Raw genomic sequence first — 14,159 nt, 5'->3', positions numbered from 1 at the left:
AATCTATTTCGTTTTTGCCGGCTGAGCATCAGTGGTTGCTGTTGTTGCGGGCTGGGCAGTTGCAGAGTGTTGTTTAATATTTAATAAACTGGCACAGGTAGAGTTTGGCTTAATCGTTAACTGCGCCTCATCCACCGCTATTTCGCCTCCAAATGTTAAGCCCATACAGTACGAATAAATATCAGTCTGTTTTTTCTTACCATTCATTTCTACATTTACCGTTACTTTTTCGTTGTTGCACATGTATTTGTTAATGAGGTAGTAATAGTTGGAATTAAAATCTGCACCGTTGGCTATGGCTTGTAAGCGGGCCCTGATATCATCAATGGTTTTACGTTCTCCATCACCAGGCGCAACTAAATCTTCAACGATTTCGGCATTTGGATCGGTAATCAGAACGGTTAGAAAGGCAGGCTTACGGGCTTTATCTGACCGAAGACGGACTACATATTTTCCGGGGCTACGGTAGGTATATAAGGCTGTCTTCCCCTTAACGTCAACGCGGCCGGTTTCGCCAAAAGACCATTCAAAATCTTTTCCTGGGCCATCGCCTTCAAGCCTGATCTCTTCGTTAACCAAACCAGCCGTTGGCCCGCTAATGGTGAGTATACTATCCAAAACGGGTGTGTGCACGGTATCGCGCACGGTAACCGGAAATTCCTGACGGAGTTCACCGTCAACGGTTAAGCGCACAATATAGGTATCGGGCTTGGTATAATGGTAGGTCCCTGTTTTTGTTGTCGCTTTTTCACCATTACCAAACTCCCATAACCATTTGGAGGCCTTTGGGGTATTATCGGTGAAAACCAGATCTTCATTTAAATAAATTTCATCCTTCAGGATTCTCGCATCAATTGTCCTTTTTTCGAACAATGAACTCTTGAATAAGAAAATCAGGCCTGTTAAGAGCAGTACAGCCAACAGGATGTAGAGAATAACATAGCCCTGCGAATTTGAATTAACTTGCTTGGTGTTTGTTTCAGACATAGGTAGCGTTTTTATAGGTTGTTTTTGGTGATGTTTATCTTGCAGATATGGTTTGCTGTAATTGACGTCTATTGGTGATACAATCATCCAACTGTCTTTTATGCAGCTCGATATCTGAAATATTTCTGTTTTGTTCTTGTCTATCGTAAAATAATCTGTCGTATAACTGTGCGGTATGAACAAAGATTTTATAGCGGGAATCTGATGCCTTACGGTCAAATGCAGCTTTGATTGAGCCTAATGAAAGCTGGATATCGTTTTTAAGAAAAACGGCCTGCACATTCGGGTTATAACGGGTAATTTGTTTAAAAGTAGTATCAATAGTGGGCATGGTTTCCTTAACCATATTTTCGAAAGCCTCGTTCTCATTAATCTTTACTTCGAGTTCTTCTTTAGAAATTTCATACCGCGATTTATCGCTATAGAAAATCCCGAAGCTTAAAAGCCCTACCGTAAAAACGAACAACGCTGTAAAAAACAGGAATTGTTCGCGCCTTTCTTTTATGCTTAATTTTATCATATCGTATTAATTACCTGCCATATCTACCACTTCTTATTTTTTGTGCCGCAGATTGATTTGCCCTTTGGCATTCATTTATCCGTTCTTTATACCGCTGTATATCGCTCCTTGATTGGAAAAGCGAATCCTGCAGATCGGCCATTGCACCAACATTTTTGTTTAATTTCTCATACAGATCAAAACTCGGACTGGATTCAGTTTTTTTGGAAATCAATTCTTTGATCCGGTTATTGGCACTCTGGATATCACTAAGCAGGATACTTTGCTTGCTCATTTCGTTTGCATTATAGTCGCGATATTGGGCAAGCTCCTTAAAACGAACCTGAATAAGATCAAAATTTGTATTGATATCTTTTCTTAAGTAAGAGAGTTTATCGGTTTCTTTTACCTTTTTATCGAGTAGACTGTACTCGTAATCGGAAGCTGCAAAGAAAAGATATACACACAAAATAGAGAATAATGCAAGTAGCACAAAGTCTAAGATAAACTTGGTATAAGCACTCCTAATTTCGACGGCGTTAATAGGTTTCATAGAAGGTTAATAGTTTCGCATAACAATAGTTTAATGATTAATCTGACATCAAATTCACTTAAAATCACACATTTCTTCTCAAATTATCACCGTACTATAACAATTTTCAATATTCGTTGTTTGGTAATAAAAACGATTTTATTTCTTTTATTTTTAACAAACTTTAAGCCAAATCGTCTATGTCTGAAAATTTTTATCACAAACCCTTCAGATTTAAGTCCGTTTTTTCGGGCAGTGGCCTTCAGCCAACCGACCTGGGTAAATCGATTTCTAACCACATAGAGCTAATTATTTTTACTCGGTTTGGAGAACATCGGTTCAACAACGATTTTGGGTGCGAGATATGGGACCTTGACTTTGAATTAATTGTAAGCGAAAGTATCTGGGAGGAAAAATTCCGCAGATCGTTACTAAAATCGATTACCGACTATGAGTTTAGGATATATAATACTTCCGTTGAAGTGCACATTACCGAGGTAGAAAATGTATATCCGTTACGTAAGATAACCGAGATCAAAAAGAAAGTAGATATTAGTGTGAGGGCACTAATAAAAACCACCGGAGAAAAATACTTTTTTAATACCGCTTTATTTCTTAGCCCATTATCAACCTAAAATTAAAACGCTCAAAATATTCTACACATGAAACCAGTTTTTTATTCATCAAAAGATGAAATCAGGAATAGAATTCTAAAAAATGCCGAAGATTTTTGGAATGTTAAAGACAGTAACGATTTTGATCCACTTGTAAAGCTGATTATTGATGCCCTGAGCAATGAGCTTTTTAATGTATCCAATGATGTAAAAAACTTGGAGAATAGAATCTTCGATAAAATTAGCCGCATCCTTGCGCCGGATCATTTAACCTCATCATTACCTGCCCATGCCATCATCCATGCCCGCGCTATTGAAGAAGAGGACTATCTATCGCCATATACCCAGTTTGCTTTCAAGAAAAATATCCTGCAGGAAAACGATAAGGCTAAAAAAACAGATATTTTCTTTAGCCCTTTACACACTGTAAAAGTTAAAAATGCAGCTATAAAATACATTGCCACCGGAACTACACTCTTTAATGTAGAACACATGAGCAAACAGCCAGTGCTCAATACATTGCCTGGTTTTTCATTAGAAAAAAATACCCTGTATATTGGTTTTACCGGGATAAAGAACTGGATGGATTTTAATAAACTGAACTTATTTTTCGATTGGAAGAATTATTCAGTACCAGAAAACACTTACGACCTGTTATCGCTGGGTAAATGGTTCTATAAAGACAACGAAATTACGGCTTATACAGAAAGGTTTATGGACGAGCCTTTAACAGGTAAAATAGAAGCACCATTTCATCACAAACAGTTGCTTAATCTGGTTAAGGCCGATGTTTTACAGTTTTACAACAATAGATTTATTACGCTTGGCGATCTTAATGATTTCAATATTGATAACAGCCAGGAATTACCAGTTGCTTTCTCACACGTTTTTCAACCAAATGCACTAAACCAGATTGACCCAAAAGTGAAATGGTTAAAGGTGGTTTTCCCCGCCGGCATTAACCAGGAAATGCTGAACGAACTTCATATCTATATTAATGCTTTTCCGGTGGTGAATAAAAAGCTAAGCCAGATTAAACACCGGCTTAAAACCATGAATAATATCATTCCGATTAAAACCGAGGCGATGGACCAGATGCTTGCGGTAGAAAATCTGAAAGACAATAAAGGCAAAAGCTATAACGAAATCCCTTACACCAATGAGAATGATAAGGGGGATGGTTCGTTCTCGATCAGATATGGCGGCACGGAGCGTTTCGATACCAGAAATGCAAAAGAACTGGTCGATTATCTGTTTGAACTGCTCCGGGATGAGAAAGCTTCATTCTCTGCCTATGGACCTGATTTTTTAAGTACAATTCTTAAAAATTTAGAACAAAATATAGCACTTATCGAACAAAAGAGCCGTTCGGCGTTAAAAGACATCAAAGAGTTACCCAGCTATATTGTATTAAAACCAATTGACGATGCCGATATTTTATTTCTGGATATCTGGGTAACACAGGCCGAAGAGGCTAACCACATTAATGCCGGTAGCCGATTAGCACTATACGACAATAATAAGGTAAATGCAGAAAGTATTTTTTTGTTGAGCCAGACCAAAGGAGGCCGATCGAAGTTAAATGCAACGAACAGCGTACAGGCCTATAAATATGGATTGACCACAGCAGACCGGATTATCACCAAAGCAGACGTCATTAATTTTTGCCGTTACGAACTGGGCAATAAGTTAAAAGGCGTTACGCTGGCTAAAGGCATTATTATGGATAACAAGCCAAATGCAGGCTTTATTAAAACGATAGATATTATCATTGAACCTGCGGACAACCTTCAACTTAGTACACAAGATTGGGACGAACTTTTAAGTCTTACCCTGGCGAAATTAAAATTAAGAAGCACGATGAATGTACATTATCGGTTAATGTTGAAGCCGGCATTGTATAGGGCGGTGTAATAATAGGTGCCACATTTCAATCCGATAGCAATCGGATTGAACGCCGTATAACGGAGAGGTTTGCATAGATAGATCTCGCTTCCGCATTACATCCGCTGGAAATGAATGCATTGCGAAGGCAGCGATCGTTGTAGAACGGCTTCATACCTCATCAATGATGACCTCCGGCAGTTTTAATATATTTTTAAAGATAAACCGTGTAACCTAAATAAGCACGTTCACCATCTGCACTCAATACCGTTTCCTGTAAATCGGGTGCAGTAAGGAGTTCAACATCAACCTCAGCATCTACAGGCATTAAATAGCTTATGGCCATATCCAAAATGGCCCTGTTTTTTTGTCCTGGAATAAAACTGACCAACTCTTGTGGAGAAGTTGGACCGATATTAACATTGAAAGATTCATTTTCCGGCGTAAAACTGTCTCCTATAATGGTATCGATGCCTAATGCCCCCGAACCCAACTCAACCTGTAGGTGGTCTGCAATTTTTATCGGCTTAACATGAGCTGTGGCATTTACAACGGCGATTGGCAAATTAAATAATGCGGTAAGCACCTTCGAAACAAAATCGATATCGTTTCTCTTTTGTTGAATTTCAGGCAACAGGTGCATCCAAATGATGCTCTGCTCCTTGTTTAGCAGGTTAAATTCATCCCATCCGAATTCAAAGATCCGGCTTAAATCAGAATAGGTTGTTTTTTTGTCGAGCATGTTTTCATACAGCTCGGTCATGATTCTTACATGGTTAATTTCGGCATCAAATGGCGTAAAAAATAACCGTGCCTGTTTTTCTTCTTCCCTCCGTTCTCTGATATCCTTAATCATGGATTCTTCATCCATACCCGCACTACCCGTTGGCGGCCGGTGGAAAAGCCCTTCGGGCAGCATATCATATAAACCTTCCCTATTGGTGCTGATACGGATACGATCCTGCCTTCTTTTTTCGGAATAATAAACGCTGGTATTTTCAATGTCTTTTGCAAAAGCCCGTTTATCAGGCCCTAAGGGGATAATTTCAACACGATCGGCTGCTATAACATCACGTTCTATCAAATCGGCTGCATGAGCCACCGCCTTGTAATCCGTAAAGAGTTCGTTATTAATAAAAGTTTCGTTTTTCATGTAAACTTTAAGCTTGCAGTTTTGTTATAGGATTGATTTTTGTTATCGAAAAAAATAAGAATCATATCAAATACGAAAGATACTATATTTGTAGTACATCACATCTATAAAAAATTAATGGACGTTAAATCATTTTTTATTCGCTTTCTTCTGTTTCCGCTGATCTTTATGGTCTCAACGGCGGTACTCTCTTTCATCAACAAAAAGAACCAGTTTTTAAATAACAAAAAACTCATTGTAAGTGTTCTGATCATCGGAATTATTTTAGCCATTCCGGGCTTTCTAGGCTTCCTCAATTTTAATTTTATGCCCTGGGGCTACATTATATGCTGCATTTTCTATATTTTAATGGGTGTAGTGTTTGTTTATTTACTAACAAAGTATTACCCGAAGGATTTGCTGGAACGTAAATTATTTATCTTTTTTGCCACCTTGGTTGCGGCCATTTTATCAGTCTATTTATATCAGCTCGCCTTTAATTGGTTAAGCTCAATAAATTTTGGCTGGTTTGGTGCGGGCAGCATTGCCTGTTTCTTTGTTCCGCTTCTTTTCTGGTGGGCCTATGTGTCACTGCTGAGCATTCCGTCTGAAATCTACAAAATATGGAAGTATCCTGATACTCCGCTGGATATCAATATGGACCATGTAGATTTCAACAGGCTTTTGGTGCTGGAGTTGGAACTCTATAAAAGGAGCACCGATCCTGAACCATTAAAAGTGAAGGTCAAAGCTGTAGAAAACATGAACTTTGGCATCTGGTTTCATAAGTTTATTGACGATTACAACCTGAAGTTTGCCAAAAGCCCGGTGGAGTTCAGAAGCGAGGACCAGGAGAATTATAAATGGATTTTTTTTATTAAAACTTCCTTTTTTAAACGCAATATCTTCATAGATCCCGATCTGGATATCATTGAAAACGGCATTACAGAGAAAATGACCATTTACGCTAAACGCGTATCAGAAAACGTAAATAAGCCTAACGAAGTTGGCGAAAGTGCTATCTTTATCTAATCTATAAAAAACATCTACCATGATAAAGCCGCTTAAATATAAATCCATCAACTGGATTAATGGCATGAAGCTGTCCAGTGATCATTTTACAGTAAGTGATCTCTATTTGCAGGATTTTGTGAGAGATGCCGTATCGCTACAGCTCAATAACAGCAATTACGGATTTTTACCTCCATTTGCTGGTTATAAAAGTTCGCACGACATCGAAATTATCGAAAAAGCAACCAATCATATCGAAATCAGAGTGAGATATTGTAATGCGGTTACCCCCGAGGGCTGCCACATTGATATTACACAATCTGATAATATGGATACCTTGGTGCACAACCATTATTTTGGCCAGTCAGAACCACGTAACTATGTTATTCTGTTGGTTGTGAGTCCATTTAACCGGGTACCAACAGGCACGCCAAACCCTGAGGAAAGCCCGATCCGCTATCCGGAGTTGGCTAAAAGTTATTCAATTACCGTTTTACCAGAAAGCGAAGTGCGTTCGCAAACCGCCGACAGCTATTTTTTAACGATCGGTCAGGTTTATTACGAGAATGGAAGATTGTCCATCAATAATAGTTATATCCCGCCGAGCTCAACCATAACCAGTCACCCGGCATTAATTCGATATTACGAATCGTTCAGTGTTTTATTAAACGATCTGCAGCTGGCGGCTTTCAAAATTATCGACAAGACAGGAGGGCGTGATAATATTACACCGCTGGGCAAAAACATCCGTCTGATTTCTGAAAAAATTGTGGATTACATTGCCGGCTTATTTTACGAATACAGAAACATTGCACACCGTGAATCGCCCGTTGTTTTAACCGGTTATTTCTCCAGTCTGGCACATATCTTTTTTACCGCCATCAAACTGATTGATCCGCGTGAACGGGAAGAACTGCTCAAATATTTTTACGAGTGGAAAGATGTTACCCCTGGAAATTTTGAAGAGCTTTTGGCCAAAACCATCGAGTTGGTTTATGATCACAAACAGATTAACAACAGCATGGTAATGGTCAGCGAGTTTATGAACGTATTGGTAGCACTTTGGAATAAATTAAGTGGATTAGAATACATTGGCCAGCGTAAGGAAAATATCGTGGTTGCCGAACAGCAGGTGGTACAACAGGTACAGGCCAGAAAAACCTGGACATTGCTGGATTAAAATATTTCTCGGAGTAAATTTTATACCGGAGCTGTACCCCTTAAAAGCGGGTACAGCTTTTTTATTGACTTAAACTCAGCAGGCCTAATCGAAAGCAACTTGATCTGCCCCTGAGATTTTACCAATATGACATGCACATTTACCGCCAGTTACTTTAACAACAACAGATTTTGTTTGCTGGGTATCTACAGAAGTACCTGTTATTTTTAAATCATCGCCCTGTTCAGATAAGTCAGGTTTATTTTGGTCATCAACAACAATAAATACACCTTTCGTAGTGCTCGTAGAGACACTCGAATTAGCCGTTATCCGCTTTCCTGTTCGCTGGTTAATTACGTTGAAATCCTTTACCTCAGCACCAGCACCTTTATTATCTACAAATTTAATCATTACCGAAACAAATTCCTCAGTACAGATTTTAGACCCACAATCAGATGTTGCTTTATTTTTTTTACAGTTTAGTAAGGCAATGCTTACCAACAATACGAGCATTATTTTTTTCATCATATATTTTTTAAGCAAAAACGACAAAACCTATCAAAACGCTACAGGGTAAGTTAGGATGAGCATATACAAAGAAACAGCAACACAAATAAAAAACTACAACAATACAAAACTAAGAATACAAAGAAGTAGAAACATTTGTATAATAAATTTGCTGATTATTAGCTATCTATCGCATCGGGATACACTTATTTTGCTTTCCTAACCAATATATATTTCATTATGAAAAAACAAAATTCACTAACAGGTGTAACCAGGAAGGTTACTTTTGTTGCAGCTGCAACCTTAGTGTTTGCAGGCATTGCAGGTTTAACAGGCTGTAAAAAAAATGAAAAGATGGAGCCAGAGGCTGTTACTGCTTTACCTCCTTCAAACAAAGCTGTCGCTACGGTAGAATCCTATCAATCAGGCACTAATAACGGCTTTTTCTGGTCTCTTTGGAAGAGTGACGGCGCAACCGGCACCGTTAACTATGCCAATGGTAGCGGTGGAAATTACAGTGTGAACTGGAATGGATTTAACGGTAATTTTACCTGCGGTAAAGGTTATTCAGTAGGATCGCCAACCTATAAGATAGGATATAACCTGGGCGCCTATTCAAACTCGGGTGGTGGCACTTTTGGCTGGTACGGATGGAGCAGAAGCCCTTATTATGAGTATTATGTGAATGAAACATGGGGTGCAGTTTCACCACACGATGGTACTTATTTAGGCACATTTGAAACGGATGGTGCAGGTTATAACGTATGGACCAGATGGATGGCAGGTAAAAATATCGACGGTGGTGATGGTTTCAGGCAGATTTACAGCTCAAGGGTTACAAAAACATCTACCGGACAAAATCATACCATTACTTTTGCCAATCACTATAACAAATGGCAAAGTTTAGGATATACCCTAGGTCAGTTGAACATTCCAGCTATTATGGTTTCGGAAACATGGGGTTCAAATACAAATGGTAACATTAATTGTACCATTTGGGCACAATAAAATATTTGTTTAATCACTTTATGTAACATACTGCCCGACCGCAAATCGGGCAGTATATTGTACAGCTATTTTTGTCCACTTACGTGAATTGATGACACTTAAATATATTTAACAAAGATTATCATGAGAACTATACTTTATTGCTTTGCTGTCTGCATTTCCATCCTATCCGCCTGCAATTCGCCAAAAGCTAAAAATGGGAATGGAAATAAAAATTCAATAATCGGAAAATGGCATCGGTTTTCGACCGCAAATGGCTATAGTGAATTTGATATCGATTCGCAATCTGTAGTTTTCTATAACCAGAAAGTTGGCCGCTTTAAACTTCCTTATAAAATAGAAAATGATTCTTTAAAATACCTTACCAAAGATTATGAAGCCAAGATTACAAATTATGGCGACTCGCTTCTTTTAGATGGGAATGATGGCACGCAAGCCGTTTTGCACCGATTTAAAGAACCGGATATTCCTTTTAAAACGATCCCTGAAGAAAAGGATTCTTTATCATTTGCATCATACATCGCCGATTTCGACAAAAGATTGATCGGCGAGTTTGAAAAAGCCGGCATCAAGATTTCTAATCCAATGGAAAAACAGAACAGCCCGGCATACGAGGAACTTCTAAAAAAGAAAACGGGAAGCAGGTGAACGATGTTTGACGGGCCTTACAGAGCGCACTACTGAATATCATTCTTCAATTTTTATCCGTTGTATTTTTAAATATGCCAATTTAAGCTTTCCAGAAAATGAAAAAGCCTGTAAACATTTAATTTACAGGCTTTACTTGAATAAACTTTTTTTTTTGCGGAATGGACGGGACTCGAACCCGCGACCTCCTGCGTGACAGGCAGGCATTCTAACCAGCTGAACTACCACTCCTTTTGTTCTCTTTAAAGTTTGAACCTCTTTCCCTTTTCAGGATTGCAAATATAGACACTATATTCAGTTTATCAGCATAGTATCCGATTTTTTTAATCCCTAAGCCCGTAACACACTGATCCTCATTCTATATATTTAATTGTATCTGTTACAAAACAAAAACCTTAACTTCTTTTGTTACGGCTTGTTTAGTCACCAATACTTTTTTCATCATCTTTCTATTCATAAGAATAGCCCTTTATCACAGTTAATAAACAAAGTCAACTGCATAACGCTATTTACTCAACAATTTCAGCAAGTGTGGATACAGATCATCAATCTTTTTCTGAGGAGCTGCCGATTTTGCCTGCTCTAAACACGACACAAACAGCTCCATTTTCGGGAAGCCGCGCGCTGTCATCAAACTGATTACATTATTTCGGGTTTCAGCATAAAGCGCTTTATTATAATTGTCCTGGCAATACAGCAAAAAAGTACCAAAGGTCATGTACTCGTTGAAGACCTGAACCGGCGTTGGATAAGCATAGGTGCCATCAGCTTTCTCATTTACCCAGGTTGCCCTATCCTTAAATACACTATCTATGCTGACTTTATGCAAATTTGATGGCACCCCTACATAGTTATGGTCTATTTCTGAAAACATCACCCTTGTATTGAAAAGTTCGTTTTGGATTGCCGAAAGTTTAGGATCATGGTCAAGCATGGGAAGCACCATAACGATCTGCCTAAAGCCTTTGTCTTTAAACTCAGTGGTATAATTGAGCCCGTTAATGAGGGGCGAACACAAAATCAGGTAGCTGTTGATGCTGGTTTTGAAGTTCTTTTCGAGCCATTTCCATTGTTTATCCAGGTCTGTACCGGACTTATATTCTGCAATTATTTTAGTATAATATGGCTTTTGCTGACTATAAAAATCCTGAAACCGCGATTTTTTAGCAAACGCTTCTATATCTTTTTTATAGGTATCTAACGGATTGGTGCTGATCACCATATTAGCCACGCCACGCGCCGGAAAAATGTAATTAGGGTTGCGCTTTAGTGTAGTTCCCGAAAAATCATAAGACATCGCATTTCCGGAGATGAAAATATAATTATAGAGCGAAACGTTCAGCAATGAATCAAAGGTTTTTATGATGGGCTCGTTTGCATATGGCTTAAAATGTTTGAGTACATCCTGATAGTATGTACCACTTTGATTCACCATATCATCATTGCCAAGCCCGGTTTTAGTAATGGCCAGCATAATGTGCAACAGTTCTTTAAGGGGCGGTATCTCTATGCGGGATTTACCATTGTTTGCCTTTTGAAAAGCTTTGTCAAAGCTTGCTTTTTCCTGCGCATTGGCGCGTAATAAACCTGTTGTTAATAACAGTAGTAGAATAGTAATTTTTTTCACGGGGTTTTATGGCGTAGTTTTATTGATGGGCAAATATAAAAATCAGGGCTTAAATGCTAGGTATTTTGCAGATTTTGATCATAAAAAAAACGCTTAATTACCAATCTGACATTTTTTATAATTCAACTTTGTTTGCCGACTTGGCGGTACTCGAATCTACGCTCTGTAACTGCAATTTATTGCCATGATATACTTGATTTAGAAGCCGTAGTTCAATGAGGATATTACCTGGCACTATTTAACTTATTGCAGACATCTGATCGAAACAGCATATACCATTGCTCATATTAGATCGTAATACTTATAAGCTTAAAATCTGCAAGCTTTTCTTGTGTAAAAAGAAAAACTTGCAGACTTAATTATTATTTCATTAAATTGATTATCATTAATATTCGTTTTTACAATCGCTAAATCTAGCATACCATTTGCCATCGTAATAGTAATCTACCAATTGACATCCGTTTTCATCTCGAAGATTAGACACAATATACTTAGGCCCACCAGCTAAACCACCTAATACAGATTTAGAACTTTTGAAATCTAGTTGCTTATTTTCCAATGAAGACAGGCCTTTTTGCATCTCTTTTAACTTGATCATTTCTTTAAAGTTTAATATTTGATTGATAATCGCCAACTTACCCTAGCGTTCAGGTTTTGGTTAATTTGCTATTTATAAACATCAGTTATACCTCAACGAAAAACATTATACAAATAGCTAACTATTGTGATATAAATTTAATTTGCCAGCACTACCACTATAATTTATTTGAAAGTTGAACATAAGCGTTTGATAATGCAAGGCATGTTTGATATTTGTTAGATTTCAATAAATATTCGTAACGTTTATCAATAAATGTGCTAAAGGACTCTGCAACACGATCGAGAAGAGATGGTAAAAGCAGAATGCTCAATCTGGAGTGATATAGCATATTAAATTGACCTGGTTACTTACAACATTTGAATAATCTGGTTTCGATATCAAAGGCGAGGATTTTTACAACAATTTATTTAAGGGTAATGATGAAATAATCTTATATTGATGTCGCATTTAAATTAAAATCGCCTTCGAACTGACATGAAATACATTTATCTACTCGCTTTTACTTTTTGTTTTCCTTCGCTAATTCACGCGCAACAACACCATTCAAAAACCGTCAACACCGATGATATTGACCGTTATTGGCAAGCATATGACAGCGTTGTAACTACTATTGATACTGCAAAGCAAGTCGATATTATGCAAAGGCTATATGTGGACAAAGGTACTCCGGGGCTGAAAGCTTTTATGAAAGCCCGAGACTACGATGCAAAATTGTGGGTTACACTGATCCATAAATATCCTAAGTTTTGGAAGAGCATCAGGAGCAACACGCTCAGTATTAAAAAACAGGTGCCGGCCATTACGAGTAGTATAGATAATTTCAGGAAATTGTATCCCGAAATGCGCCCGGCTAAAATGTATTTCACCGTTGGCGGCCTGCGTTCAGGCGGTACCACTACAGATGATATGGTTCTTGTGGGAACAGAAATTGCAACGGCAGACAAAAATACCGAAGCCTCGGAATTGAGCGACTGGTTAAAAAATGTATTTAAAGATCAGCAGACCTCGAACCTGGTTAGCCTTAATGTTCACGAATATGTGCATACACAACAAAAAGCTGGTGACGGGGTTTTGCTTGCACAAACAATTATGGAAGGATCGGCTGATTTTATTGCGGAACTGGTAACCGGCAAGAAAAACAACAATGCTTATATGAGATACGGCCGTGAGCATGAGCAGGAGCTCAAAGAAAAGTTTCAAATTGAAATGTTTGGCACCAATACAGATAACTGGCTGTATAATGGCTCTAAAAGTCCTCATCCGGATCTGGGCTACTTTATGGGTTATGTTATCTGTAAGGCTTATTATCAGCATCAAACCGACAAAAAACTGGCGGTTAAAAAAATCATAGAATTGGATTACAGCAATGAAAAGCAGGTTTTAGATTTTCTTAAGGATTCGGAATATTACAAGGAGCCGCTTAACAAGGAGGAGCTATTAAATAAGTTTAAAAAGCTGCAACCGCTGGTGGTAAGCCTTACGCCAGACATTAATGGAAGGGAAGATGTTTCTGCATCTTTAACTGAACTCACCGTCAATTTCTCTGAACCCATGGGCGAAGGTTATTCGATTAACCTGGGAGAAGGCGGTAAAGAGCATTTTCCTCTTTCGGGTGTAATAGGTTTTACAGACAACCGTAAATCATTTAAGCTTAAATTAGCCTTAAAATCCGGGCAAACTTATGATTTTGTAATTACCGATAGATCATTCAAGTCCAAAACAGGTTATCCATTACAACCGTATACTGTGCATTTTAAAGTAATGTAGTTTATTCGCCCGCAACCATCCCCCTTGATCTGCCGGGAGCAGAACAGACTATGGTAGAAGGCATGTGAAATGAAAATAGTAAAAAACAAAGCTATGTGTTTTTATCCTGCCCCCCAAGAATTCCGCTTGATCCCAAGAATTCCGCTTGATCCGCTTGATCCCGGATTATTGCCACAACTGTAA

14 protein-coding genes and 1 tRNA gene are annotated in these 14,159 nt (G+C 38.3%); 7 read left to right on the top strand and 8 right to left on the bottom strand.

What is annotated here, in order from left to right:
* Nucleotides 1–3 precede the first annotated feature (3 nt).
* The 3 genes from BM107_RS12140 to tssO are packed head-to-tail and all read right to left on the bottom strand — an operon-like array spanning nt 4 to nt 2,039.
* On the bottom strand, nt 4–987 hold the full coding sequence (locus BM107_RS12140; RefSeq protein ID WP_090983650.1) for a PKD domain-containing protein: 984 nt from the start codon (nt 985–987) through the stop codon (nt 4–6).
* A 34-nt stretch (nt 988–1,021) separates the two neighbouring features.
* Nucleotides 1,022–1,507, bottom strand: a complete 486-nt coding sequence (locus tag BM107_RS12135; RefSeq protein ID WP_159435233.1) for a type VI secretion system transmembrane protein TssO — start codon at nt 1,505–1,507, stop codon at nt 1,022–1,024.
* A gap of 10 nt (nt 1,508–1,517) precedes the next feature.
* Nucleotides 1,518–2,039, bottom strand: coding sequence for a type VI secretion system TssO (gene tssO / locus BM107_RS12130; RefSeq protein WP_090983648.1), 522 nt, complete (start codon nt 2,037–2,039; stop codon nt 1,518–1,520).
* Nucleotides 2,040–2,218: 179 nt separating this feature from the next.
* On the opposite strand from tssO, the gene BM107_RS12125 reads away from it, so the two are divergent.
* Together BM107_RS12125 and BM107_RS12120 are read left to right on the top strand one after the other, a co-directional pair.
* Nucleotides 2,219–2,653: a GPW/gp25 family protein gene (locus BM107_RS12125; RefSeq protein WP_090983646.1), complete on the top strand. Its 435-nt coding sequence runs from the start codon at nt 2,219–2,221 to the stop codon at nt 2,651–2,653.
* A 27-nt stretch (nt 2,654–2,680) separates the two neighbouring features.
* Complete coding sequence (locus BM107_RS12120) at nt 2,681–4,546, top strand: type VI secretion system baseplate subunit TssF (RefSeq protein WP_090983644.1); 1,866 nt, start codon at nt 2,681–2,683, stop codon at nt 4,544–4,546.
* Between the two features lie 184 nt (nt 4,547–4,730).
* On the opposite strand, the gene BM107_RS12115 is transcribed toward BM107_RS12120, so the two are convergent.
* A complete protein-coding gene (locus BM107_RS12115) occupies nt 4,731–5,669 on the bottom strand; it encodes a type VI secretion system baseplate subunit TssG (RefSeq protein WP_090983642.1) in 939 nt (312 codons plus the stop codon).
* A 117-nt stretch (nt 5,670–5,786) separates the two neighbouring features.
* Between BM107_RS12115 and BM107_RS12110 the strand changes: the two genes are divergently transcribed.
* Together BM107_RS12110 and BM107_RS12105 are read left to right on the top strand one after the other, a co-directional pair.
* Nucleotides 5,787–6,680 carry a TssN family type VI secretion system protein gene (locus BM107_RS12110; RefSeq protein WP_090983639.1) on the top strand — a complete coding sequence of 298 codons (894 nt, stop codon included), beginning with the start codon at nt 5,787–5,789 and terminating at the stop codon, nt 6,678–6,680.
* A gap of 19 nt (nt 6,681–6,699) precedes the next feature.
* Nucleotides 6,700–7,839 carry a hypothetical protein gene (locus BM107_RS12105; protein ID WP_090983637.1) on the top strand — a complete coding sequence of 380 codons (1,140 nt, stop codon included), beginning with the start codon at nt 6,700–6,702 and terminating at the stop codon, nt 7,837–7,839.
* Nucleotides 7,840–7,923: 84 nt separating this feature from the next.
* Here BM107_RS12105 and BM107_RS12100 read toward each other — a convergent pair whose 3' ends face one another.
* Complete coding sequence (locus tag BM107_RS12100) at nt 7,924–8,346, bottom strand: hypothetical protein (RefSeq protein WP_134204380.1); 423 nt, start codon at nt 8,344–8,346, stop codon at nt 7,924–7,926.
* 219 nt (nt 8,347–8,565) lie between these two features.
* On the opposite strand from BM107_RS12100, the gene BM107_RS12095 reads away from it, so the two are divergent.
* Entirely contained in the window at nt 8,566–9,333 is a 768-nt protein-coding gene (locus tag BM107_RS12095) for a glycoside hydrolase family 11 protein (RefSeq protein WP_090983633.1), read from the top strand.
* Between the two features lie 123 nt (nt 9,334–9,456).
* On the top strand, nt 9,457–9,981 hold the full coding sequence (locus BM107_RS12090) for a hypothetical protein (RefSeq protein ID WP_090983631.1): 525 nt from the start codon (nt 9,457–9,459) through the stop codon (nt 9,979–9,981).
* 157 nt (nt 9,982–10,138) lie between these two features.
* On the opposite strand, the gene BM107_RS12085 is transcribed toward BM107_RS12090, so the two are convergent.
* The 3 genes from BM107_RS12085 to BM107_RS12075 all read right to left on the bottom strand — a co-directional run bounded on the left by BM107_RS12085 (nt 10,139) and on the right by BM107_RS12075 (nt 12,206).
* Nucleotides 10,139–10,212: transfer RNA gene (locus BM107_RS12085), tRNA-Asp, on the bottom strand.
* Between the two features lie 274 nt (nt 10,213–10,486).
* A complete protein-coding gene (locus tag BM107_RS12080) occupies nt 10,487–11,608 on the bottom strand; it encodes a DUF4932 domain-containing protein (RefSeq protein ID WP_090983629.1) in 1,122 nt (373 codons plus the stop codon).
* Nucleotides 11,609–11,993: 385 nt separating this feature from the next.
* Nucleotides 11,994–12,206, bottom strand: coding sequence for a TIGR04139 family peptide modification target (locus BM107_RS12075; RefSeq protein ID WP_090983627.1), 213 nt, complete (start codon nt 12,204–12,206; stop codon nt 11,994–11,996).
* 477 nt (nt 12,207–12,683) lie between these two features.
* Between BM107_RS12075 and BM107_RS12070 the strand changes: the two genes are divergently transcribed.
* Entirely contained in the window at nt 12,684–13,976 is a 1,293-nt protein-coding gene (locus BM107_RS12070) for a gliding motility protein GldB-related protein (RefSeq protein WP_090983625.1), read from the top strand.
* Nucleotides 13,977–14,159: the final 183 nt, after the last annotated feature.

Origin of the sequence: Pedobacter suwonensis, assembly GCF_900111825.1 — a bacterium.
In the GTDB taxonomy this organism is placed as follows: domain Bacteria; phylum Bacteroidota; class Bacteroidia; order Sphingobacteriales; family Sphingobacteriaceae; genus Pedobacter; species Pedobacter suwonensis.
This window is presented reverse-complemented; position numbering and strand designations above follow the sequence as displayed.

Bases quoted from the DNA above. Each gene is read 5' to 3' on its own strand.
- BM107_RS12140 (WP_090983650.1), bottom strand. From the start codon at position 987: ATGTCTGAAACAAACACCAAGCAAGTTAATTCAAATTCGCAGGGCTAT.
- BM107_RS12135 (WP_159435233.1), bottom strand. From the start codon at position 1,507: ATGATAAAATTAAGCATAAAAGAAAGGCGCGAACAATTCCTGTTTTTT.
- tssO (WP_090983648.1), bottom strand. From the start codon at position 2,039: ATGAAACCTATTAACGCCGTCGAAATTAGGAGTGCTTATACCAAGTTT.
- BM107_RS12125 (WP_090983646.1), top strand. From the start codon at position 2,219: ATGTCTGAAAATTTTTATCACAAACCCTTCAGATTTAAGTCCGTTTTT.
- BM107_RS12120 (WP_090983644.1), top strand. From the start codon at position 2,681: ATGAAACCAGTTTTTTATTCATCAAAAGATGAAATCAGGAATAGAATT.
- BM107_RS12115 (WP_090983642.1), bottom strand. From the start codon at position 5,669: ATGAAAAACGAAACTTTTATTAATAACGAACTCTTTACGGATTACAAG.
- BM107_RS12110 (WP_090983639.1), top strand. From the start codon at position 5,787: ATGGACGTTAAATCATTTTTTATTCGCTTTCTTCTGTTTCCGCTGATC.
- BM107_RS12105 (WP_090983637.1), top strand. From the start codon at position 6,700: ATGATAAAGCCGCTTAAATATAAATCCATCAACTGGATTAATGGCATG.
- BM107_RS12100 (WP_134204380.1), bottom strand. From the start codon at position 8,346: ATGATGAAAAAAATAATGCTCGTATTGTTGGTAAGCATTGCCTTACTA.
- BM107_RS12095 (WP_090983633.1), top strand. From the start codon at position 8,566: ATGAAAAAACAAAATTCACTAACAGGTGTAACCAGGAAGGTTACTTTT.
- BM107_RS12090 (WP_090983631.1), top strand. From the start codon at position 9,457: ATGAGAACTATACTTTATTGCTTTGCTGTCTGCATTTCCATCCTATCC.
- BM107_RS12075 (WP_090983627.1), bottom strand. From the start codon at position 12,206: ATGATCAAGTTAAAAGAGATGCAAAAAGGCCTGTCTTCATTGGAAAAT.
- BM107_RS12070 (WP_090983625.1), top strand. From the start codon at position 12,684: ATGAAATACATTTATCTACTCGCTTTTACTTTTTGTTTTCCTTCGCTA.